Consider the following 22983-nt stretch of genomic DNA (forward strand, 5'->3'; position numbering starts at 1 on the left):
GCGGTGCTGCGTGGTGCGGGCGGTCGTCAGGGAGTCAGCGCCGCGGCGAGCTCCTCGACGGTCGGGTGGGCGATGAGCAGACGGACCGGTACCCGGCGGCCCAGTCCGGCGCCGAGGACGGCGGTCAGCTGGGCGCCGAGCAGCGAGGTGCCGCCGACGGAGAAGAACGGGTCGGTGTCCGTGAATTCGTCGTGCTGGAGCACGGTCGCCCAGGCGTCGCGGACGGCGGAGCGCAGGGCCTCGGGGGTGCTCGGGGCGGACCGAGTGGTGTCCATCGTGTGCGTGCTCCTGTTCCAAGGGGTCGGGCCCGCTGGTCGCGGCTGTGTCTCCCGGGACTGGAGAGAAAGGGGAGACAGAAAATCTGACGTGTGACATTGTATAGCCGGAGGTGGGGGATGGACAGTGTCATGCCTGTCGTCACACGGCTGACGAGACAACAGGAAGCCGTCTGGATGGCGCAGTTGCTCGATCGCGGCGGCGATTCCTATCACATACCGATGGCCTTCCGGCTGAGCGGGGAGGTGGACCCCGAGGCGCTGGACCGTGCGCTGCGGCATCTTGCTCTCGCCCATCCCGTGCTGTGCGCACGGGTGGTCGAAGAACTCCCCGGCGCCACCGCGGGGCCGCGTTCCTTCGACGAAGGGCCCTGGCAGACCGTCGCACCGCCCCCCGGGCGGGTGCTCACGGTGCACGAACCGGTGGATCCGGACGGTGGCGAACTGCTGCGCGAACTCGCCTCGCGCCCGTTCGACCCCGAGGCGCCGTTGCGCTTCGCCGCCCACCTGATCCGTGTCCGGAACAGTGCGGAGTCCGTCCTGCTGATGGTGTACGACCACCTGGTGATCGACGCGCCGTCGGTCGCGCTGCTCGGCGCCGGCCTGTCCGAGGCCTACGGGGCGGCGCTCGGTGGGCGTCCGATCGAGCCCCCCGTGCCCGAACTCTCCTATGTGACCTATGCGCTGGAGCAGCAGCGGGAGCTCGCGGGAGCCGCGGCGGACCGCAACGCGGAGTTCTGGCGCGGCTACCTGGCCGGCCTGCCCGCCCGTGCGGCGGGCCGGGCGCGCGGTGTGGCCGTCGGCCAGGTGGCCGGTGAGTTCGCGATCGAGCTGCCCGCCGGCCTGGAGGCGGCGGTGCACCGTGAGCGGGCCTCGCTCTTCTCCCTGCTGCTCGGTGCCCTCTCGCTGACCGCCCATCACCTGCTGGGCCGCGAGGGCGAGGCGCTGCTGAGCTACCCGGCGGTGGACTGGAACCGGGCGGCCCACCCGGAGGGCGTCGGGCTCTTCACCGACCTGTTGCCGTTCCGCAGCCTGGAGCCGCTCCCGGGGGAGACGCTGGCCGCGTACGTCGCCCGGGCGGCCGACCGGCTCTTCGACTGCCTCGAGCACCAGAACGCCCCGGGCGCCGACCTGCGCGCGCCGGACGAGCCCGCCGTGATGCTCTCGTTGCACGACCTGACCGGGACGGACCTGACGCTGGACGGCCTGGCGGTGGAGCGGATCCCGGTCTACCCCCGGTCCCCGAAGACCGGACTGCTGATCGCGGTGGAGACCTCGCCCGGAGGGACCACCGCCCGACTGCAGTACGACCCGGCCCGCTGCCCGGCCGACCGGGCCCGGCGGATCGGCGCCGCGTTCGCCCGGGTGCTCGCCCAGGTGGTCGAGCACCCGGCCGCACCCGCGCTCGCGGTGGAGCTGGTCGACCAGGCCGAGCGCGAGCGGCTGCTCGACCCCGGGCCGTACCCGGGAGAGCCCGTTCCGGTGACCGAGCTGTTCCTCGGGCACAGCCGGCGCACACCTTCGGCCACCGCCCTGGTGACGGCAGAACACAGCTGGAACTACCGGCAGTTGGCCGACGCCTCCGGTCGGATCGCCGCCGGGCTGGTGGACCGGGGGGTCGCGCCCGGCTCGGTCGTGGCGCTCGGCCTGCCGCGCTCGCCGGAGTTCGTTGCCGCCGCGCTCGGTGTGCTGCGCGCCGGCTGTTCCTTCTTCCCGCTGGACACCGAGCAGCCGCCGCGCCGGCTGGCCTACCTGTTGGCCGACACCGGCAGTGCCGGGTTGATCACCGCCGACGGGGGCCGGCCCGCCTGGGCCGCGGCCGGGACGGTGGTGGTCGGTGCGTCGCTCGACGGGACGCCGGAGACCGCCGGACCCGGCCTCGCCGTGGACGGACCCGATCGTGCGGTGGGCGGTGCCGACGGCGCCTATGTGATCACCACCTCCGGCAGCACCGGCCAGCCCAAGGGTGTCGGTGTGCCGCACCGGGCGCTGGCGAACAACCTGCGCTGGAAGGCCGCAGAGTTCGGGCTCGGCCCCGAGGACCGGGTCTACTTCAAGACCCCCGCGGTCTTCGACGCCTCGGTCTGGGAGTACCTGCTCCCGCTGACCGTCGGCGCGGCCGTGGTGGTGGCCCCGTCCTGGGCGCACCGCGACCCGGCCGTCCTGGCCCGGGAGATGATCGAACTGGGCGTCACCGTGGTGCAGTTCGTCCCGACCCTGGCCAAGGCCGTGCTGGCCGAGCCGGCCGGGCTGGACCACGGGCGGATCCGGCTGGTCTGCTTCGGCGGCGAGGTGCTCGACCAGGCCCTGGCCGCCAGGACCGCCGAGCGGTGCGGGGCGGAGGTGGTCAACCTCTACGGGCCCACCGAGGCCGCCATCGACGCCACCTTCCACCGCTGGTCGGCCGCCGACCCGGCGGACCGGGACGGCACGGAGAACCAGGACGGCACGGCGGGCCAGGACGGCACGGTGCCGATCGGCCGGCCGATCGACGGCTGCCGGGCTCTGGTGCTCGGCGTCGGCGACCAGCTGCTGCCCGACGGGTTCGTCGGGGAACTCCACCTCGGCGGAATGCCACTGGCGACCGGCTACCTCAACCGGCCCGATCTGACCGGCCGGTCCTTCCGGCCCGATCCGTTCGGTGCCGGCAAAGAGCAGTCCGAGCTGCCCGACCAGCCCGAGCGGCCGGTTCCCCGCCTCTACCGCACCGGCGACCTGGTGCGCCGCGACGGATCCGGTCGGCTGCGCTACCTCGGCCGGACGGACGGTCAGTTGAAGGTGCGCGGGGTGCGACTGGAGACCGCGGAGCTGGTCGCCGCTGCGCTCGCCCACCCCGGGGTCCGGGACGCCGTCGCCGCCCTCACCGGCGACAGCGGTGACCGGCTCACCCTGTACTACCTGGCGCACCGGCAGGTGGCCGTCGAGGCCGCCGAGCTGCGGGCCGCGCTGGCCCGCACCCTGCCGGCCGGGTACTTGCCCCAACTTTTCGTCGAACTGCTCGAGTTCCCGCTCACCGCGAGCGGCAAGGTGGATCTGCGGGCGCTGCCCGCGCCGAGCTCCGCCACGCCCGCCGACGGGCCGCTGGCGGCCCCGCGCCGTCCACGCCCCGGCCTGGAGCGCAGGCTCGCCGCGCTCTGGGCGGACGTCCTGCAGATCGCCGAGGAGCACATCCCGCGCGATCTCAGTCTCTTCGAACTCGGCGGGAGTTCCCTCCAGTTGATCCGCCTGCACGCCCGGCTGCGGCGCGAGCTGCAGGCCGATCTGCCGGTCACCGACCTGTTCAAGTTCCCCACCGTCGCCGCCGTGGCAGCCGCGCTGAGCGCCCCGGCCCCGCACCAAGGACTCCGATGACCCCAAGCACCGACGACCGCGCCGTCGCCGTGGTCGGCATGTCCGTACGCCTTCCGGGCGCCCCGACCGTCGACGACTACTGGGCGCTGCTGCTCGCCGGCGGCAGCGCGCTCGAGCCGGCCACCCCGGCGGAACTCACCGCCGCCGGCGTGCCGGACGACGTGGCCGAGGACCCCCGCTACCTCGCGGTGGCGGGCCGGGCGGCCGACACCGAGTACTTCGACGCCGCCTACTTCGGCCTCGCCCCGGCCGAGGCCGCCGCCATGGACCCCCAGCAGCGGGTGATGCTGGAGGAGGCGCTGCACGCCCTGGAGGACGCCGGCTGGGCCCGGCTGCCCGCCGACCGGCGGATCGGCGTCTTCTGCGGCAGCGGGGAGAACCGCTACGGCGAGCTGCTCCGGGCGGCCGGCGCCGATCCCGGCCTGGGCAGCTCCGCCGCCGCACTGCCGCTGCGGATCTCGTACCACCTGGACCTGCGCGGACCGAGCGTGTTCGTGCAGAGCCTCTGCTCCACCGCGCTGGCCGCCGTGCACCTGGCCCGGACCAGCCTGCTCAACGGCGAGTGCGACGCCGCGCTGGCCGGCGCGGTCTCGCTCGCGCTCCCGCAGGAGCACGGCTACCTGGCCGAGGACGGCGGCGTGCTCTCCGCCACCGGCGCGCTGCGGCCGTTCGACGCGGACGCCGACGGCACGGTGCCCGGCAGCGGCGCCGGGGTCCTGGTGCTCAAGCGCCTCGCGGACGCCCTGGCGAGCGGTGACACCGTGCACGCCGTCATCCGCGGCTCCGCGCTGAACAACGACGGCGCGGACCGGCTCAGCTTCGCCGCGCCCAGCGTCGCCGGGCAGCGCGAGGTGATCCTGGCGGCGCTGGAGGACGCGGCGATCGACCCGGCGACGGTCGGCCTCCTGGAGGCGCACGGCACCGGCACACCGCTCGGCGACCCGGTCGAGCTGGCCGCGCTGCTGGAGGCCCGCCGGGTGCTGGGTGTGAGCAGCCCGTGCGCGATCGGCGCCGTCAAGTCGACGGTCGGTCACCTGGACGGTGCGGCCGGCGTGGCCGGGCTGGTCAAGGCGGTGCTGGCGGTCCGCGAGGGCGTCGTCCCCGCGACCCGCGGCCACCGGCGGCTCAACCCGGCGATCGACCTGGCCGGCAGCGGTCTGCGGGTGGTCACCGCCACCGAGCCGTGGCCGCAGGCCGACGGTCCGCGCCGTGCGGCGGTCACCGCGCTCGGTGTCGGCGGCACCAACGCCCATCTGATCGTCGAACAGCCCCCGACCGCGACCGCCCCGGCGACCGCTCCCGTTCCGGGGACCGCCCCGGCGAGCGCCCCCGTTCCCGTGACCGCGACCGCCCCGGCGGCCGCTCCCGCGTCGGAAGGGCCGCAGCCGCAGCTCCTGCCGGTCTCCGCACACACCCCGAGCGCCTTCGCCCAGGCCCGGGCGGACCTGCTCGCCGCCGCGGCCACGGTCGGCCGCACCGGTCCGGCGCAGGCACTGGCCGCACTGGCGGCCGCGCTGCAGGACGACCGGCGCCCGCGCGAGCTGCGCCGCGCCCTGGTGGTCGGTGACCCGGACGACCTGTCCGCGCTGGCCGAGCTGGAGCCGGTGACCGACCGCGAGCTGGTGCTGGCACTCGCGCCCACCTCGCCCACCACGTCCCTCGCAGCCGGCTCCGCCGACGCCGAGGCCGACGCCGTCGCGGACGCCGCCGGGCGGGAGTTCGACGCCCAGCTGGCCGGTCTGGAGGCGCTGGCCCGGCTGGGCATCGTCCCGACCGCGCTGCACGCCGAGGGCGCCGGCGAGTTCGCGGCCCTCGCGCACAGCGGGGCGCTCCCGGCCGACCGCGCCCGGGACTTCGCCGGCCGCCAGGCCCAGGCGCTGGCCGCCCTGGACCGCGGCGCCGGTACCGAGGGCCATCGGGTGCTGGCCGCCCTGGTCGCCGAGCTGACCGGCACCCGGCCCGAGCCGCCCCGGATCGGGCTGCGCTCCGCCGCGCTGGACCGCAGCCTCGTGGCCGGACACCCCCTCACCGGCACCGAACTCGCCACGCTCGTCGAAACGGCGGCCTTCGGCACCCCCGGACCGTCGCCGGACGAGCGGCTGCCCCGGGTCGGGGACCCGGCGGACCGCGTCGCGCTGCTGCGGCTGGTCGCGTACTGCTGGGAGCGCGGCGCCACGGTCGACTGGGCCGCCCTGCGCCCCGCCGGACCCCGGCCGGCCCGCTTCGCCCTGCCGCGCTACCCCTTCCGGCGGGACCGCCACTGGCACCCGGCCGCCACCCCCGTCGGCCCCGCCACCCCCGCCGGCAGCGCCCTGGCCCCCCTCGCGGCGCTGCGGGAGCGGCCCGGCGGGGCGTCGCAGCTCCCGCCGGACGTGCGGGGCGGACTCGCCGCGATCTGGGCCGAGGTGCTCGGCATCGACGAGCCCGCCGCCGACGACAACTTCTACGCGCTCGGCGGCCACTCGATCATCGCGGCCCAGGTGCTGACCCGGATCCGCGAACGGTTCGGGGTCCGGCTCACCCTCGGCGACTTCCTGGACGCAGACACCCTCGCGGACACCGCCGCCCTGGTCGAGGCCGAGCTGGCCGCCGACCGCCTCTACAGCTCCCTGACCACCGGGAGCGCCGACGACGGATTGGACCTGGTCGAACTGTGACGCTCATCGGTTTGCTGGAAGACCTCTCCCGCCGCGGAGTACGGCTGGCCGCCGCGGACCGGAAGCTCTCGGTCAGCGCCCCCGCCGGCGTGCTCGACGGCCCCACCACCGAGCTGATCCGCGCCCGCCGCGAGGAGATCCTGCAGTTCCTGCGCGAGCGGGCGGAGGAGGAGGCCCGCCGCGCGGTGCGGATCGAGCGGGCCGACCGGTCCCGGCCGCTGCCCGCCAGCTACGCCCAGCAGCGGCTCTGGCTGATCGAGCAGCTCGCCACCGACCTGCCGGTCTACAACATGTACTTCGCCACCACGCTCACCGGCGAGCTGGACGAGGAGGCGCTGCGCTGGGCCGCCGACCGGCTGACCGAGCGCCACGAGGCGCTGCGCACCGCGCTGCGGGAGTCGCCGGAGGGCCTGCGCCAGGTGATCCTGCCCGACCTGCGGGCCGACTTCCGCCGCCACGACCTGACCGGTGCTCCGGCGGAGGCGCTGGACCCGCTGATGGACGAGATCACCCGCACCCGGTTCGACCTCGCGGTCGCGCCGCTGGTGCGGTTCGACCTCGTCCACTGCGCCGAACGGCGCTGGATCCTGGTGGTCACCCAGCACCACGTGATCTCCGACGGCTGGTCCACCGGCGTGATCCGGCGCGAACTCTCCGAGCTGTACGCGGCCCGGGTCCAGGGCCGGCCCGCCGAGCTGCCCGAACTCGCGGTCCAGTACGCGGACTACGCCGTCTGGGAGCGGTCCTGGCTGGGCAGCGAACTGGCGCGGCGCCAGAAGGCTTTCTGGCGCGGGCAACTGGCCGATCTGCCGCCGCTGGTCGAGACCTCGCAGGGCCAGCAGCGGGAGGCCGTCCAGAGCTACCGCGGCGAGGGCCTGGACTTCCGGCTCTCGGAGCGCACCCTCGGCCTGGTCCGCGAACTGTGCGAACGCTCGGCCGCCACGCCGTACGTGGTCTTCATGGCCGCCTACTCGCTGCTGCTCTCCCGGATGGCCCGCGGAACCGACATCGCGATCGGCAGCCCGCTGGCCAGCCGGCCGTACACCGCGCTGGAGCAGACCCTCGGTCTGTTCTTCAACTCGATCACCGTCCGCACCGTGATCGACGAGCGGGAGAGCGTGCTCGACTACCTGGCCCGGGTGCGCCGCTCCGCGTTCGACGCCTTCGCCAACCAGGACCTCCCCTTCGACCAGGTGGTGCAGGAGGTCGCGCCGGAGCGCAGCAGCGCGCACGCGCCGATCTTCCAGAGCATCTTCATCTACCAGAGCTACCCCGACGCCGAGCTGGAGCTGCCCGGGATCACCACCGGTCCGGCACCCGAGCCGGTGTACTCGGCCCAGTACGACCTGATGCTGAAGCTGCGCCAGGAGGAGGACGGCTACCTCGGTCAGCTCATCCACGCCACGGCGCTGTTCAGCGCGCAGGACGCCCGGCGCCTGGTCCGCTGGTTCGAGCGGCTGGTCACCGCGATGGCCGAACGGCCGGACCGCCCGGTCGGTGAGCTCTCACTGCTCGGCCCGGAGGACGAGCCGACCCGCCGGGAGGAGCTGCCGAGCGCGCCGCCGCCCGGCGACGACTGGAGGCCCGTTCCGGAGCGGATCGCCGCCCGGCTGACCGAGGGCGGGCGGGAACCGCTGCTGGGCTTCCGCGACCTCCGCCGCACCGGCGCCGAACTCGCCGACCGGGCCGAAGCGGTGGCCGCCGGACTGCGCGCCGCCGGACTGCGGCCCGGCGACCGCGTCGGCCTGCTGGTCGGCCGCTCGCCCGACCTGGTCGCCGCCCTGCTGGGCGTCTGGCGGGCCGGCCTCGCCTACGTGCCGCTCAACGGCCGCGACCCGCAGGCCCGGCTGACCGCGATGCTCGCCGACGCGGGCTGCACCGCCCTGCTGACCGGCCCGGAGTACGCGGCGCACTGCCCGGGGTTCACCGGCCACCGCCTCGAACTCGACCGGCTGCCCGCCGCCCCGGCCGCGCCGGTGCCCGCCCACCGCCCCGCTCCCGGGGAGACCGCCTACCTGATCTTCACGTCCGGCTCCACCGGCCGGCCCAAGGGCGTGGAGATCAGCCACGGCAACCTCGCCTCGCTCTTCGACGCGCTCGACCGGGCCGTGCCGCTGCCGGAGCGGGCCCACTGGCTGGCCGTCACGGCGGTGACCTTCGACATCGCCGTGGTCGAACTGCTGTGGACCCTGGCCCGCGGAGTGCCGGTGGTACTGGCGGAGAACGCCGAGACCCTGGCCACCGCCGACCCCGCCGGTCCGCTCACCGTGCCCGAGCTGCTCACCGCGAGCGGCGCCGACGCCCTGCAGGCCACCCCGACCCTGCTGCGCACCGTGCTGCGGCTGGCGGACGGCCCGGCCGCGCTGGCCCGGCTGCGTCTGCTGCTGGTCGGAGGGGAACCGCTCGACCGGGAGCTGGCCGTCCGGCTCAAGGGCCTCGGCATCCCCCGGGTGCTCAACGTCTACGGGCCGACCGAGACCACCGTCTGGTCCACCGCCTGGGAGGTGCCCGCCGAGCCCGAGCGGATCCTGGTCGGCCGCCCCCTCGCCAACACCGGCGCGGTGGTGGTGGACCACGCGCTGCGGCCGCTGCCCACCGGGATGTTCGGCGAGCTCGTGCTCACCGGCCACGGCGTGGCGCCCGGTTACGCGGGCGCGCCGGAGCTGACCGCCCAGCGGTTCGTCACCCTGCCCGGCGGCGCCCGCGGCTACCGCACCGGCGACCTGGCCCGCCGGCTGCCCGGCGGCGACCTGGAACTGGTCGGCCGGCTGGACAACCAGGTCAAGGTCAACGGCTACCGGATCGAACTGGAGGAGATCGAGCGCACGCTGCTCGCGCTGCCCGCGGTCGCCGCCGGCGCCGCGGCGGTCCGCCGGCCGGGCGGCCGGGCCGTGCTGACGGCCTACTACGTGCCGGCCGACCCCACCGCCGCGCCGGACCCGCAGGAGCTGCGGGCCGCACTGGCCGCCGAACTGCCCGACCCGTACGTGCCTACCGCCTGGGTCGAGCTGCCCGCGCTTCCGACCACCACCGGCGGCAAGGTCGACCGGCGCGCCCTGCCCGACCCGCCGGAGCCCTCCGCGGCGCCGTCGGCGGCCCCCGCCGACGAGGTGCAGGCCGGGCTGCTCGCCTGCTGGCAGCAGGTGCTGGGCCGGCCGGACCTGGGCGTGGACGACGACTTCTTCCAGTCCGGCGGCAGCTCGCTGCTGGTCGCCGCGCTGCTGGCCGCCGTCCGCGAACGGGTGGCGCCGCAGAGCCGGATCGTCGACCTCTTCCGTCACCCGACGGTGCGGGGCTTCGCCGCCCACCTGAGCGGCGCGCCCGCAGCCGCGACCCAGGCCGCCGCCCCGGCCGCCACCGCCCCGGCCGAGGTCTCGGACGCCCGTCGGCGCCGCCGCGAGCAGGTGCGCCGCAAGCGGCTGGCCGAGGGCGCCGGACCGGCCGCCCCCTGAGGCCCTCGAGGCCCTGTCACCACCGACGATCCCGACCTGGAGAGCGACATGACCGAGAGTGACTGGGAGACCGGGGCGGCCGACGCGATCGCCGTCGTCGGCATGGCCTGCCGGGTACCCGGCGCCGACTCCCCGGAGGAGTTCTGGGAGCTGCTGCGCGACGGCATCGACCCGACCGAGACCGTGCCGAGCGAGCAGTGGCCGGCCGAGGACCGCTGGGTGGGGGTCCGCAAACGGTTCGCCGACCCCGCCCTGTTCGACGCCGAGTACTTCGGCATGACCCCCGCCGAGGCCGCGCTGACCGATCCCCAGCAGCGGTTCCTGCTGGAGGCGGCCGTCCACGCGCTGGACGACGCCGCACTCCCGGCCGCGCGGCGCGGCCGCACCGGCGTGTTCGTCGCCCTCAACCACTCCGACTACCTGCTGCGGCACGTCCTGGCCCACCCCGAGGTGGTCGACCGGCACGGCTGGCACCGGGTGCTGATGGGCAGCGACCGCGGCTTCACGGCCACCCGGATCGCCTACCGGCTGGGGCTCACCGGCCCCGCGCTCGCGGTGGACTGCGGCTGCTCCGGCAGCCTCGCGGCCGTCCACCTGGCCTGCCGGGCGCTGCTGGACTACGAGGCCGACACGATGCTGGCCGGCGGCGCCGCCGTCCGGCCCGAGGACCACGGCTACCAGTACACCGAGGGGGGCATCGTCTCGCCGGACGGCCGGTGCCGACCGTTCTCCGACCGGGCCGAGGGCACCGTCTTCGCCAGCGGCGTCGGCCTGGTCGTGCTGCGCCGCCTCGACGACGCGCTCGCCGACGGCGACCGGGTGCTGGCGGTGATCCGGGCCAGCGGCATCAACAACGACGGCGACCGCAAGAGCGGCTACACCGCGCCCAGCGTCGAGGGGCAGGCCGAGCTGATCGCCGGCGTGCACCGGGACGCGGGGGTGAGCGCCGACCGGATCGGCTACCTGGAGGCGCACGGCACCGCCACCGCGCTCGGCGACCCGATCGAGGTGGCCGCGCTCACCGAGGCCTTCCGCGCCTCGACCGGCGCGGTCGGCGGCTGCGCGCTGGGTGCGGTCAAGTCCGCGATCGGTCACCTGGACTCGGCGGCCGGGGTGGCCGGGCTGATCGCCGCCGTGCTGGCGCTGCGCCACCGCACCCTGCCCGGGGTGCGCGGCTTCGAGCGCCCGAACCCGCACCTGGACCTGGCCACCACCCCGTTCGAGATCGGCGCCGGGAGCCGCCCCTGGCCGGGCGGGGCGCCGCGGCTGGCCGGGGTCAGCTCCTTCGGCGTCGGCGGCACCAATGTGCACGTGCTGGTCGAGGAGGCCCCCGAGGGTGCCCGGGGCGGACCGGGCGGCCCGCTCACCCCGTTCGACCGCAAGCGGCACTGGCTGCCGAGCACGCCGCCGCCCCGGCCGCTCCAGGAGGAACCGGGGACCGGCGCGACGGCCCCGGACTGGGCGGAGGTGGCGCTCGACCTGTTCGCCGAGGCGCTCGGGACCGGGCGGCCGGAGCCGGACGACGACCTCTTCGTGCTGGGCGGCGACTCCCTGACGGCCCAGCAGCTGGTCGCCGGCGCCGAGAGCCGCTGGCAGGTCGAGCTGCCGTTCGGCACCTTCCTCGGGGACCCCACGCCCGAACGGCTCGCCGAGCTGCTCGCCGGGGCGGGCCCCGCACAGTCCGGCGTCGGGTCCGGCGCCGTTCGGTCCGGGGTCGGGGCGGGCTCCGCACAGCCCAGGGTCGGGTCCGGCCCCGCCGCCGAGCAGCGCGTCCTGCTGCCGGTCAGCGCCCTCCAGGAGCGGTTCCTCTACCTGGCGGAGCTGCCCGGTGCGGCCACCGCCTACCACGTCCCGGTGCTCGCCGAACTCCGCGGCCCGCTCGACCCGGCCCTGCTGGAACAGGCGCTGGGCGACCTGGTGCGACGGCACGAGGCACTCCGGCTGCGCTACCACCAGAGCGGCGGACGGCCCGAGTGCGAGGTGGTCGATCCCGGGCCGGTGCCGCTGCCGGTGGTCGAACTCGCCGACGAGCGCGAGCTGGAGCGGGCCGTCACCGACCTGCTGGTCCAGCCGCTCCCGCTGGACCGACCGCCCGCCCTGCGCGCCGCACTGCTGCGACTGGGGGAGCGGCGGCACGTCCTGGCGCTCTCGGTGCACCACATCTGCGCCGACGCCCGGTCCACCGGGATCCTGCTGGCCGACCTGTACCGGCTGCTGGCCCGCCGGTCCGGCCGTACGCACGCCGAACTGCCGGACCTGACCGGCCGGCTCGCGGACATGCTGCGCGCCGGTGCGGACTTCCTCGACTCCCCGGCCGCGGACCGCCAACTCGCCTACTGGCGCACCGAACTCGCCGACGCGCCGGGCGCGCCCGAACTCCCCGGCGACCGCCCACGGGCCGCCGAACGCCGCTTCCGCGGCGCCCAGCTCGAGTTCACCCTCACCCCCGAGCAGACCGCGCTGGTCCGCTCCACCGCCCAACGCGCCCGGGTGACGCCGTTCACCGTGGTCCTCGCGGCCTTCGGCACGCTGCTGGGCGGCCTGAGCGGCAGCACCGACCTGGTGATCGGGGTACCGGTCTCGGGGCGGCACCGCCCGCAGACCGCCGAGCTGGTCGGCAACTTCGTCAACACCCTGCCGGTGCGCACCGTCCTGGACCCGGCCCGCGGCTTCGACGCCCTGCTGGCCGACACCGCCCGCCGCCTGGCCGGCGCCTTCGACCACCAGGACCTGCCCTTCGAGGTGCTCGCCCAGCGCCTCGGCCGCCCCGGCGAGGACCTGGTCGGCGTGCTCTTCAACCTGCTGGACGGCCAGGCCGAGAGCGAACCGCTGCCGGACCTCGACCTGACCGCGCACCCGGTGCCCTTCGACCGGCCCTCCAGCCCCTACGAGCTGTCGCTGGACTGGTGGTTCCGGCCCGACGGCACCCTGGGCGGCCGGTTCCTCTACGACACCGACCGGTTCGACCCGGCTACCGTACGCGGCTGGCAGCGCGCCTTCGCCCGTCTATTGGAACGGCTCACCACCGAACTGCAGCGCCCCCTGGCCGAGCAGGACCCGGCCGGTGGTGACACCGCCGCCGCGCTGAGCGGCCCGGTGGTGACGGTGCCCGACCGGGCAGTGCACGAGGTCGTCGCCGACTGGGCCGAGCGCGATCCCGACCGGCTCGCCCTGGCCGACGCGGACGAGCACCTGACGTACCGCCGGCTCGACGAGCTGTCCGCCGCGATCGCCCACCTGCTGGCGGACCACGGCGTACGCCCGGGCGACCGGGTCGGCCTGGCGCTGCCGCGCGACGCTCGGTCGGTGGCGGCCGTGCTCGGCGTGCTGCGGGCGGGCGCCGCCGCCGTGCCGCTCGACCTGACGCTGCCGACCGCCCGGCTCGCCCTGATGGCCGAGGACTGCGCACCCGCCGTCGTCCTGCACGACGGGCCCGTGCCGCCCGCCTTCGCCACCGCCCTGCGCACCGTCGAACTGCCCCCCGTCAAGGCACTGCCGGCCGGCCCCCGGCCGTTCGCCGCGGTCCCGGTGCCCGGATCGGCCACCGCGTACCTGACCTACACCAGCGGGACGACCGGCCGGCCGAAGGGCATCGTCTTCCCGCACCGGGCGCTCGCCAACCTGATCCACTGGGAGACCGGGGGCCACACCCGGGCGCTGCGCTGGCTGCAGTTCGCCTCGCTCGGCTTCGACGCGGCCTTCCACGAGATCTTCGCGGCGCTGTGCGCCGGCGGCTCGCTGCACGTGGCCGACGAGGAGACCCGTCACGACCACGAACTGCTCGCCGACTTCGTCGCCGAGCACCGGGTGGAGAAGGCGATCCTCCCGGTCTCGCTGCTGCACTCGCTGGCCGCGGTCTTCCACGACCGGCCCGAGCGGTTCGCCGGCCTGCGGGAGATCGCCACCACCGGCGAGCAACTGCGGCTCACCGACCGCACCGTCGCCTTCCTCACCGCACTGCCCGACTGCGCACTGGTCAACAACTACGGCCCCGCCGAGACCCATGTGGTCACCTCCTACCGGTTCACCGGCCCGAGCACGCGGTGGCCCCGGCACGCCCCGATCGGCCGCCCGATCCAGAACGTGCGGCTCTCGCTGGCCCGCCCGGGAGGCCTGCCGGTCGTCCCGGGAGCGGTGGGCCGGCTCGACATCGCCGGCCCGTGCACCGCGGACGGCTACCTGGGGCTGCCCGAGCTGACCGCCGAGCGCTTCCCCCGCCTGGCCGGGCGGCCCGGCTACCGCTCCGGCGACCGGGTCCGACTTCTGCCCTCCGGAGACCTGGAGTTCCTGGGCCGGGACGACCAGCAGCTGAAGATCCGCGGCCACCGGGTCGAGCCGGCCGAGATCGACCTGGCGCTGCGCCGGGTCCCCGGGGTGCAGGACGTCGCGCTGGCCGTGCGCGGGGAGGCGGGGGAGCGGCGGATCGACGCCTACCTGGTCGCCGCCGGCCCCGCCGACGACCTGGCCGCACGGGCCCGGGCCGTGCTCACGGCCGAACTGCCCGCCGCCTTCGTACCCGCCACCTTCACCCTGCTCGACGCCCTGCCGGTCAACGCCAACGGCAAGGTCGACACCGCGCGGCTGCCCGCGCCCGGAAGCCGTGCCCCGGGCGCTGCCCCCGTCGCCGGAAGCCGGGCCCCCGCGGCTGTCCCCGGTGCGACCCCCGCCGCCGCACCGGACGTGCCGGAAGCCGTGCTCGACGCCTTCCGCACCGCCCTGGAACAGCCCGGGCTGGGGCCCGACGAGGACTTCTTCGCCGCCGGTGGACACTCGCTGCTGGCCGCCCGGCTGGTGCACGCGCTGCGCCACCGGCTGGCCGGGGCACTCACCGTCGCCGAGCTCTACCGGCACCCGAGCCCGCGGGCCGTCGCCCGGCTGCTGGCGGGGCGGCCGTCGACACGGGCCGACGACGCTTCCGTCGGGCTCGGGCTCGGGCTCGGGCTCGAGCCGCTGCCGCAGGCCGCGCTGCCCGCCGTCCTGCCACCGGGCCTGCGGGAGACCGCGGCCACCACCTCCCCGCGCGCCCAGAAGACCTTCGTGCTGGAACTCGCCGAGGAGGTGGACCTGCCCCGGCTGACCGCGGCGGCACACCTGCTGACCCACCAGCACAGCGCCCTGCGGCTGACCACCGACGGGCCGACCGGCCGACCGCGGCTGCGCCCGGCCGAGGAGCCGGCGAGCCCGGTCCGCGCGCTGCGCCTCCCCGAGCGGCCGACGCCGGCCGACCCGGCCGAGTGGCTGCGCGCCACCGCCCGGCAGGACCTGATCGACCCGGGCACCGGGCCGCTCTGGCGCCTGCACACCGCGGGCCGGCTGATCGCCCTGACGGTGCACCTGGCCGCACTCGACGGGCTCGGCCTCCAGGTGCTGGAACGCGACCTTCTCGCCGCCTACCACCGGCCCGAACCCCTCGACCCCGCCGCCCGGCCCGACCCCGGCTACCCGCGCTACCTCGCCTGGCGCGGCGCGCTGGTCGGCACCCCGCGCGCCGCCGAGGCGGCCGCCGCCTGGCGCCGTCTGCAGAACGGGCTGCCGTCCGGCCCCGCGGGGGAACCGGCCCGGCCCGCAGCGGAGCCGGTCCCAGTGGGCCGGGCCGGGTGGACGCCCGGGCCCGAGCTGCGGGCCGCCCTGCTGGCCCGTGCCGCCGAGCACGCCACCTCGCCCTTCGCCCTGCACCTGGCCGCGCTCGCCACCGCCCTGAGCCGCACCGAGCAGCGGCCCGGGGGTTGCGTGTCGGTGCCGCTGGACGGCCGCGTCCACCCGGAACTCGGCGAATCCGTCGGGGCGTTCGCCAACGTGGTGCCACTGCCGGTACCCGTGGCGGCGGACCGGCCGCCGCACGTCCTGCTGGACCGGCTGAAGCCGGTGCTGGCCGAACTGGAGCGGCTGCGCGCCGTGCCGTACACCGACCTGGCGGCGGCGGACCCGGAGCTCGCCGCACCCGGCCTGCCGCAGGTCCGGTTCGGCTACGCCTGGGACGACGGGCGGGAGCCCGAGGGCGCCCGCTGGATCGAGTCCCCGGACCCCGAGCCGACCCACCGCCTCGACCTGGCGGTGCGGGACGGCGTCGCCGGGTTCAGCACCACAGTGCTCGCCGCCGACGGGCCCGAGGCCGCCGAACGGCTGCTGACGGCCTATCGGCAGGCGCTCTACGCACTGCTCTTCGAGGCCCCGGCCGAGCCGGTCGAGACCTTGGTCGCCACCCCGTCACCCGCCACCTCCCAGCATCGGAGCACCCGCTGATGAAGTTCAGCCTCTTCTTCTTCGCCACCGGCGACGCGCCGACCGAGCAGTACCGGCTGCTGCTGGACGCCGCACGGTTCGCCGACGCCGAGGGACTGGCCGCCGTCTGGACCCCCGAGCGGCACTTCCACGAGTTCGGCGCCCCGTTCCCCAACCCGGCGGTCACCGGTGCCGCCGTCGCCGCCGTGACCGGCCGCGTCGAGGTGCGGGCCGGCAGCGTGGTGCTGCCGCTGCACGACCCGCTGCGGGTGGCCGAGGAGTGGGCGGTGGTGGACCGGATCTCCGGCGGCCGCGCCGGGGTGGCGCTGGCCTCCGGCTGGAACCCGCAGGACTTCGTGCTCGCCCCCGAGGTGTTCGACCGCCGCAAGGAGGTGCTCCGCGAGCACCTGGCGGACGTACGGGCGCTGTGGGCGGGGGAGACCGTCACCCGCACCGGCCCGGACGGGGTGAGCCACCGGGTACGCACCCATCCGCGGCCCGTGCGCGGTGAACTGCCGCTGTGGATCACCGCGGCGGGGTCACCGGCCACGTTCGGGCTGGCGGGGGAGCTGGGCACCGGCGTGCTGACCCATCTGCTCGGGCAGAGCACCGCGGACCTCGCCGAGCGGCTGGCCGACTACGGGACCGCCCTGGAGGAGCACGGCCACCCGCCGCAGGCGGAGCGGGTCGCGGTGATGCTGCACACCCACCTGGACCACGATCCGGCGGCGGCCCTGGACCGGGCCCGCGCGCCGCTCAAGGAGTACCTGCGCTCCTCGCTCGACCTGTTCGGCCTCCGCCGGCCCGAGACGGCGCCGGTCGGCACCGCGGCGGAGGCCGATCTGGACGACCTGCTGGAGATCGCCTTCGAGCGGTTCGTCCCCTCCTGTCTGATCGGCTCGCCGGAGACCGCGCTGCCGCTGGTCACCGAACTGGCCGAGCTCGGTGTGGACGAGATCGCCTGCCTGATCGACTTCGGCCTGCCGACCGACCAGGTACTGGCGGGCCTCCAGGCTCTGGCCGCGCTCAACCGGGCCTGCGCCGGGCTCTGAACGGTGCCTGCCCGTTCGTCCCGCTCCGCCGGTCACTCCCGCTCGGCCTGTCCGTCCTGTCCTGCCCGCCCCGCTCGCCCTCTCCCCGTCCGCACACTCGCCCCAGGAGCCACCCCGTGACCGACACAGCGACCGACACCGATCCCGCACCCGGGTTCGTCGGCCATCTGGTCAAGATCGCCAACACCGCGGCCCCCCTCTACGTCTCGATGATCGTCTCCTCGGCCGCCGCCCTGGTCGACACCGCCGTACTGGGCCGGCACGCCACGGCCACGCTGGCGGCGTTCGGCGTCACCATGGCCGTCTACGGCCCGGCCACCGCGGCCATCGCGGGCAGCATGCGCGGTGTGATGCCGTTCGTGACCGAGCACGCCGACCGGCCGGTCGAGCTGAAGCGGGTGGTGCGCAACGGCTTCTGGCTGGGTGTGGCCACCGGCCTGCTCGGCGCCGTCGCGGTGGCGCTGGTGCCGCTGATCGGGCGGGCCGGCGGCGTACCGCGCACGACGCTGGACCAGCTCGGCGCCCTCCCCTGGCTGCTGGCGCTCAGCGCCCTCTTCACCGCGATCGACAGCGCGGCCTCCGCCACGCTGATCGGGCTCGACCGCGCCAAGGTGGTCATGCGGGCGGGCCTGGCGGGCACCGCGGCCGCGCTGGTGCTCTCCCCGCTGCTGGTGATCGGGATCGGTCCGGTCCCCTCCCTGGGCCTGGCGGGAGCCGGTGTGGCGATGGCCGCCTCCACCGGCATCAACGCGGCCGTCGCCCAGGTGGCGCTGCGCCGGATGCCGAAGCTGCGGCAGCCCGCCACCGGGCCGGTGCGGGTGCGCGAGGTGGTGGAGCTGGCCAGGGTCGGCCTCCCGCTGGCGACCACCGTGCTGATCAAGTTCGCCGTGCTGGGCGTGCTGGCCTTCGTGGCCGCGAGGGTCAGCACCCAGGCGGCCGCGGCCCATTCGGTGGCGCTCTCGCTGGTGAACCTGATGTTCACCGCCGCCGTCGCGGTGGGCCAGGCGACCATCCCGCTGGTCGCCGAGCGGCACGGGGCCGGTGACCTGGTGGGCCTGCGGCTGCGGGTGCGGGCCGGACTGGTGGTGTCCGGGCTGGCCGTGGTGCTGCTCGGCGGGCTGCTGGTCGCCGTGCACGGCCCGGTGCTCGGAATCTTCAGCTCCGACCCGGTGATCCACACCCGGGTGACCGACCTGCTGCCGCTGATCCTGCTCGCGGTGCTGGCGGACGCGCTGCAGGCGCTGCTGGGCTTCGGGATGATCGGCGTCAAGCGGACCTTCCCGAGCATGGTCTGCTTCGCGGTCTGCTACGGCGTGCTCGCCCTGGTGGCCGGGCCGGCCGGCTCACTGGGCGGCCTCACCGCGCTCTGGGCCACCCTGGCGGTGGCCAACCTGGTCCTGGTCGCGGCCCAGGGCTGGTGCTTCCTGCGACAGAGCGCGCTCGCCGTCGCCACCGTGCGGGTGCAGCGGCCGGTGCCGGTGCACTGACGGCCCGCGACGACGGCGGGGCCCGTCCGGTACGCACCGGACGGGCCCCGCCGTCGTCGCGGGGAGCACGTATCCGGATGCCAGGCTCTCGGCTGTCGTTGTGAGTTCTCTTGGGGAGAAGATGTCGTTCGGCCCGGGCAGTCGCAGGCGGAGGAACAGCGTCGGCCCATCCTCGCCGAGCGCCGCCGAGCCGGCCGCCAGACCGAGCGTCGGGCCGACCGCGTAGGGCTCCAGCAGCGCGGCGGACAGCTCACGTGGACCACTGGGCCCGCACCGGGCGTCGGGCCGAGTCCGTCCGCCAGTGCCAGGACCGGGCCCCGAACCAGCGTCCAGCCGATCCGCGCCAGGTCCGGCCGCCGCGGGGCCGCCAGGACCAGCGCGGTCCGCGCATCCGCTGACGCGAAGCCGGGGCCGTGTTGTCCGGGTCGGCGCGGGGGCGGGCCCGGCCCGCTTTGTCGCAGGTGGGTGGCCCTGGGGGTGGTGCGGCGTGTCGATCCGGCGGTGCGGTGGGGCTTCTGTCGAAATGAGGGACGGTGGTCGTTCCGGCCGCCGTCCCCTCCCACGTCTGGTGGTAGTCCATGCGTTTGTCCCCGAAGCTCGTCGGTCCCGCTGTGGCGGTGTGTCTGGCCCTGGGCGGAACCGTCGCGGCGGCCCCGCCCGCCCCGCAGTCGCCGTCCAGGACGGCGGCCCAGTACTGTGCGACCGTCGTCAGCAAGACCCTGGATCCCGCCGGGCACTCCCGTGTCCTCGGCGAGGCATGCTCGGCCGTGTCCCGCGAGGACGCCCTCGCCCTCGCGGACGCCCCCAACCGCACGGCCGGCCAGCGCAACACCCCGGTCCGCACGCTGCTCCTGGATGAGTACAAGGACGAAAACCGCGAAACCAGCATCTACTCGTTCTACGGCGACGCCGGCGGCTGCGACGCGGAGGGCTACCACCTCGTCAACTACTACGAGATCGCGCTGAGCGTGTCCTCGATGGACGGCTACTACGGCTGCAACAAGGTCCACCTGTGGAACATGAACCAGCGGGAGTCGAACCCCGACCCCGACCTGCCGGCCTTCAGCCTCGGCTCCTTCAACGACAGCGTCCGCGAGCTCCAGGTCTACCGCGGCTGAGCCCGCACACCGCGGGTGGCCCGTCCCCGGTTCCGGGACGCTGTTGGCTACTTCCGGCCTCGCCGTGACGTCGGTTCCCAGGACCTGGTTGTGGTCCTGGGAACCGACGTTGTCGTACGGGGAGGGTGTCGATGTCGCTGCGACCGGAGCGGTCTGGGGAGATCCCGGCGGAGACAGTTCGGGTGGCGCGGGCCGCGTTCCCGAAGGGGAGTCTGGCGATCCGGGTGCGGGACGAGCTGGGAGCGCTGTTGTGCGACGAGCAGTTCGCGGACCTGTCCCCAGCGCGCGGGAAGCCTGCCTGGTCACCGGGCCGGCTGGCGCTTGTACTGGTGTTGCAGTTCGTGGAAGGGCTCACCGACCGGCAGGCTGCGGAGGCGGCGCGAGCGCGGATCGACCAAGTACGCCCTCGTGAGCCACGAGGCGCCATCATTCCGGGCAAGGGTGAGAGACCCTTGCCGCTGGTCTGTCGTAGCAGACTGGCGAAGCTGAGGGCAGCCTGACCGCGGAGACGCGCGGAAGGGCGGCAAGCAGCCCTGTCAACGACGGGACGCATCGGCACTGCCAGACGGTGCGGGCCCGGCAAGGGAGACGAGACGCCGTACGAGAGGAACCAGCGCCTGAAGCCCCGTAACACTTGAACCGGCTCCGACCTGGCGGATCGGGGCCGGGAAGCAGTGCTCGACCCCCGTGAATCGCGCGGGGGCGTCTCCGGAGCCGGACAGGTGCGCCGGCGGGGAGGCCGTGCTGAAAGCCTGTGGCGTAGGCACGGCGAAGCTGCCCGGGGTACAGCTGGGCGGCTCACTCGACAACCGGATGGTGGTGAACGTGGGAAGCGTCGTGGTGTCGCCCTTCCCGTCTACTGACCTTGAAGTCGTGGTGTCGCCATTGTGAGACCAGTCCCGGTGAGGCATCCGTCGATGATGCCGCTGCGATATTGGATCTGGCGAAGACCATGTCGCAGTCGCCGGATGAGGTGGTCGGGGTCGGTGAAGGCGGCGTTGGCGTGGGTGGTCCGACGGAGTACCGACCAGATGCCTTCCACCGGGTTGAGGTCGGGTGCGTAGGGCGGCAGGTGGTAGGCGGTGACCCAGTCCTGTGCGTCGACGAAGGCCCGCATCCGGCGGTCCTTATGGACGTTCAAGTTGTCCCGGACGAGGACGATCGGACCGTTCAACTGCTGGTGGGCTGCGATGATGAGGTCTCGGTACTCGGTCCGGGCGAAGCTTTGACGGCCGCCGCTCCTGTGGTCCGTGTGCCGTTTGGGCCGGTGGATCAGGCGGGAGCGTTCGCCGGCTCTGTAACAGCACAGGGCGGCTGTGGAGAACCGGCGCTGGGAACGGCCCCTCACCCGGACAACCGGGGTGGATCCGCGCTTTCCCCAGGTGCGGGAGGTCGGCGGCGTCATCGAGGACCCGGCTTCGTCCTCGAAGACGACTCGGGCCCCGAGCGCCGCCGCGGTGGTTCCAGGTGCGGCCACGCCTCCTTCACCCAGCCGGCCACCGCTGTCCCGTCACGCTCGACGGCTCGACGGGCCGGGACCTGATGGCTCCAGCCTCGGCGCCGCAGCATCTGGGAGATGCCCGACAGCGTCTTGATCCTGGCCGGCGTCCACCGTTGGTCCGGCCGGCCGTGAGCGAGCGGGCCCCTGGCCAGTTCTTCTTCGAGCACGGCGAACAGTGTGTCGCTCAGCTTCGGCAGGGATACCGGTCCACGGGAACGAACCGCGTCCCGACCGCACTTGCGCCAGGACCGGCGCCACCGCTGGACGGACCGCACGCCGACCCGTAACTCCTTCGCGATGTCCGGGTTTCCCCGCCCCTCGGCGAACATGGTGACTGCTTCCATCCTGATCCGCTCGCGAAACGCTTGCCGCTCCGCGCTCAGACCCCCACCCTGCGGATACCTCATACACCCGGCATACCGCGACGATCACCAACCGTCAGCCCCCACGACAAGACGACTTCAAGGTCAGTAACGGCCAGTTGTGGCCGAAGTAGCCGGGGAACGCCAGCGTCCGCGCCCACTCGGCGAACAGGGCGGCCGCGGTCCGGCAGTTCGCGCCCCGGACGAGGCGGAGCCGGTCCGCGCCGGTGGCGAAGCCCGCCCAGGTCCGGCCCGGCAGGAGGTCCCACCGGGCCGGACCTGGGCGGGGGGCCGGAAGCCACGGGCACGTCAGCAGCCTTCGGCGATCTCGCGGAAGTTGGCGTAGTGGTCGTTGGTGTACCAGGTCCGCTCGGTGTTGTCGTCGCGGACCAGGCGCTCGGCGGCCGGGAGGATGATGGGCGTCGGGTGGGGGTTGACGTCGTACTCGTGGTAGTCGCCGCCGGACGGGAGGTCCCCGCTGCGGTTGTGGTACGGGCCGCTGCCCCGGATGTACGCCGGGCCCGAAATCTTGAAGTTGACCGGGCGGAAGTTGGTGGGCCACCCGATGCCCCGCCAGATGCGGCAGGCCCGTTCGACCTGCCCCGGGAAGTCCTCGACGGGGAGCGGGGGTTGGATGACCGCCCGGACGGCCGGAGCGGCGGCCAGCGCGGGAGCGGCGGGGGCGAGCGGACAGGCCAGGGCGAGGACGAGCGCGGCCTGGGCTAGACGGCGGAGGGTCATGGGGGTTCCCGATTCGGTGCGGCGGTGTGTACACAGAAGGGGTACCACTCAGCCGCCGAACACCCGCCGGGCCACGCCGCACCCACCCCACCCCCCACCCGTCCGGGCGGCACCCCCACCACCTGCGGAGGCCCCGCCAAGGCCCCGGCGGGGACCGGTGGAGGTGGGGTGGCGTGGAAGGATCGGTTGGTGGGGTCGGGGTTTGGGGGCGGTCAGGCCGGACGGCGGGAGGGGTCGCCCTGGTAGGCGAAGGGCGTGAAGGCCACGATCCGCAGCACCTCGCCCTCCTCCAGCGGGACCGAGTCGTAGTCGCGGGTGGCCCAGTCGCACGAACCGCCGCTGAACTCGGCGTCGGCGCAGAACAGGAGGCTGCATTCGAGCCGGGCGCTGGGCCGCCGCCTCGCGGGGTGATCACCGGCACCGGCATCACCCCGCGAGGCGGCGGCCAAGCCGCGCCCGCAACCTGCCGGGCCATCCTTCATCCCCGCGAACTCTCCCCCGCACACCGCCAGACCAGGATCCAACCCCGCCGGGTCAAGCGCCCGATCTCGACGTTTGCCTACAACATGACCAGGAAGAGCATCCCGGTCCAGAACGCGAAGATCACCATCGAGGGCACCACTGCCATCGATCGGACACGCCGACGGCGAACCTAAACCTCCCCGTCTTGGGTCAAGACCAGCCTCCAACATCAGCTCACCGGCGCCGCCATCAACCTCGCCCGCTTCGATGCCCACCTCACCGGCCAACGCCGAGCCCCCACCC

Annotated in this window: 12 protein-coding genes and 1 pseudogene; 8 read left to right on the plus strand and 5 right to left on the minus strand. The window is 75.0% G+C overall.

Annotated features, from left to right (window positions below):
- Positions 1-26 precede the first annotated feature (26 nt).
- Positions 27-275 carry an acyl carrier protein gene (locus tag BLU95_RS39840; RefSeq protein WP_093864330.1) on the minus strand — a complete coding sequence of 83 codons (249 nt, stop codon included), beginning with the start codon at positions 273-275 and terminating at the stop codon, positions 27-29.
- 132 nt (positions 276-407) lie between these two features.
- Here BLU95_RS39840 and BLU95_RS39845 point away from each other — a divergent pair, with 132 nt between their 5' ends.
- The 8 genes and pseudogenes from BLU95_RS39845 to BLU95_RS39880 form a co-directional block, all read left to right on the plus strand.
- Complete coding sequence (locus tag BLU95_RS39845; protein ID WP_159425232.1) at positions 408-3626, plus strand: non-ribosomal peptide synthetase; 3219 nt, start codon at positions 408-410, stop codon at positions 3624-3626.
- A complete protein-coding gene (locus BLU95_RS39850) occupies positions 3623-6283 on the plus strand; it encodes a type I polyketide synthase (protein WP_093864332.1) in 2661 nt (886 codons plus the stop codon). Before BLU95_RS39845 ends, BLU95_RS39850 begins: the two co-directional genes overlap by 4 nt.
- An 11-nt stretch (positions 6284-6294) precedes the next feature.
- Complete coding sequence (locus tag BLU95_RS39855) at positions 6295-9735, plus strand: non-ribosomal peptide synthetase (RefSeq protein WP_159425233.1); 3441 nt, start codon at positions 6295-6297, stop codon at positions 9733-9735.
- Positions 9736-9783: 48 nt separating this feature from the next.
- Positions 9784-15978, plus strand: a complete 6195-nt coding sequence (locus BLU95_RS39860; RefSeq protein WP_093864334.1) for a non-ribosomal peptide synthetase — start codon at positions 9784-9786, stop codon at positions 15976-15978.
- On the plus strand, positions 15978-17009 hold the full coding sequence (locus BLU95_RS39865; protein ID WP_093864335.1) for a MupA/Atu3671 family FMN-dependent luciferase-like monooxygenase: 1032 nt from the start codon (positions 15978-15980) through the stop codon (positions 17007-17009). The genes BLU95_RS39860 and BLU95_RS39865 overlap by 1 nt, the downstream gene beginning before the upstream one ends.
- 116 nt (positions 17010-17125) lie before the next feature.
- A complete protein-coding gene (locus BLU95_RS39870) occupies positions 17126-18496 on the plus strand; it encodes an MATE family efflux transporter (protein WP_231978132.1) in 1371 nt (456 codons plus the stop codon).
- 578 nt (positions 18497-19074) lie between these two features.
- Positions 19075-19614, plus strand: coding sequence for a hypothetical protein (locus tag BLU95_RS39875; protein WP_159425234.1), 540 nt, complete (start codon positions 19075-19077; stop codon positions 19612-19614).
- Between the two features lie 131 nt (positions 19615-19745).
- A pseudogene (locus tag BLU95_RS39880) lies at positions 19746-20009 on the plus strand (transposase); the annotation flags it as partial.
- A gap of 461 nt (positions 20010-20470) precedes the next feature.
- Here the strand turns inward: BLU95_RS39880 and BLU95_RS45915 are convergent.
- From BLU95_RS45915 to BLU95_RS39905, 4 genes are all read right to left on the minus strand, one after another.
- A protein-coding gene (locus tag BLU95_RS45915; RefSeq protein WP_502689773.1) for an IS630 family transposase occupies positions 20471-21522 on the minus strand; the annotation gives its coding sequence in 2 pieces (ribosomal slippage) (positions 20471-21109 and positions 21112-21522; 1050 coding nt in all).
- A 31-nt stretch (positions 21523-21553) separates the two neighbouring features.
- A complete protein-coding gene (locus BLU95_RS45705; protein ID WP_093865465.1) occupies positions 21554-21841 on the minus strand; it encodes a barstar family protein in 288 nt (95 codons plus the stop codon).
- The gene (locus tag BLU95_RS39900) at positions 21787-22218 is read right to left on the minus strand and encodes a ribonuclease domain-containing protein (protein ID WP_093864339.1); all 432 of its coding nucleotides are present in this window, start codon (positions 22216-22218) and stop codon (positions 21787-21789) included. Before BLU95_RS39900 ends, BLU95_RS45705 begins: the two co-directional genes overlap by 55 nt.
- Positions 22219-22430: 212 nt before the next feature.
- Positions 22431-22667 (minus strand): hypothetical protein, encoded by a 237-nt coding sequence (locus BLU95_RS39905; RefSeq protein ID WP_093864340.1) that lies wholly within the window; start codon positions 22665-22667, stop codon positions 22431-22433.
- Positions 22668-22983: the final 316 nt, after the last annotated feature.

It is taken from the genome of Streptomyces sp. TLI_053, assembly GCF_900105395.1.
GTDB lineage: Bacteria > Actinomycetota > Actinomycetes > Streptomycetales > Streptomycetaceae > Kitasatospora.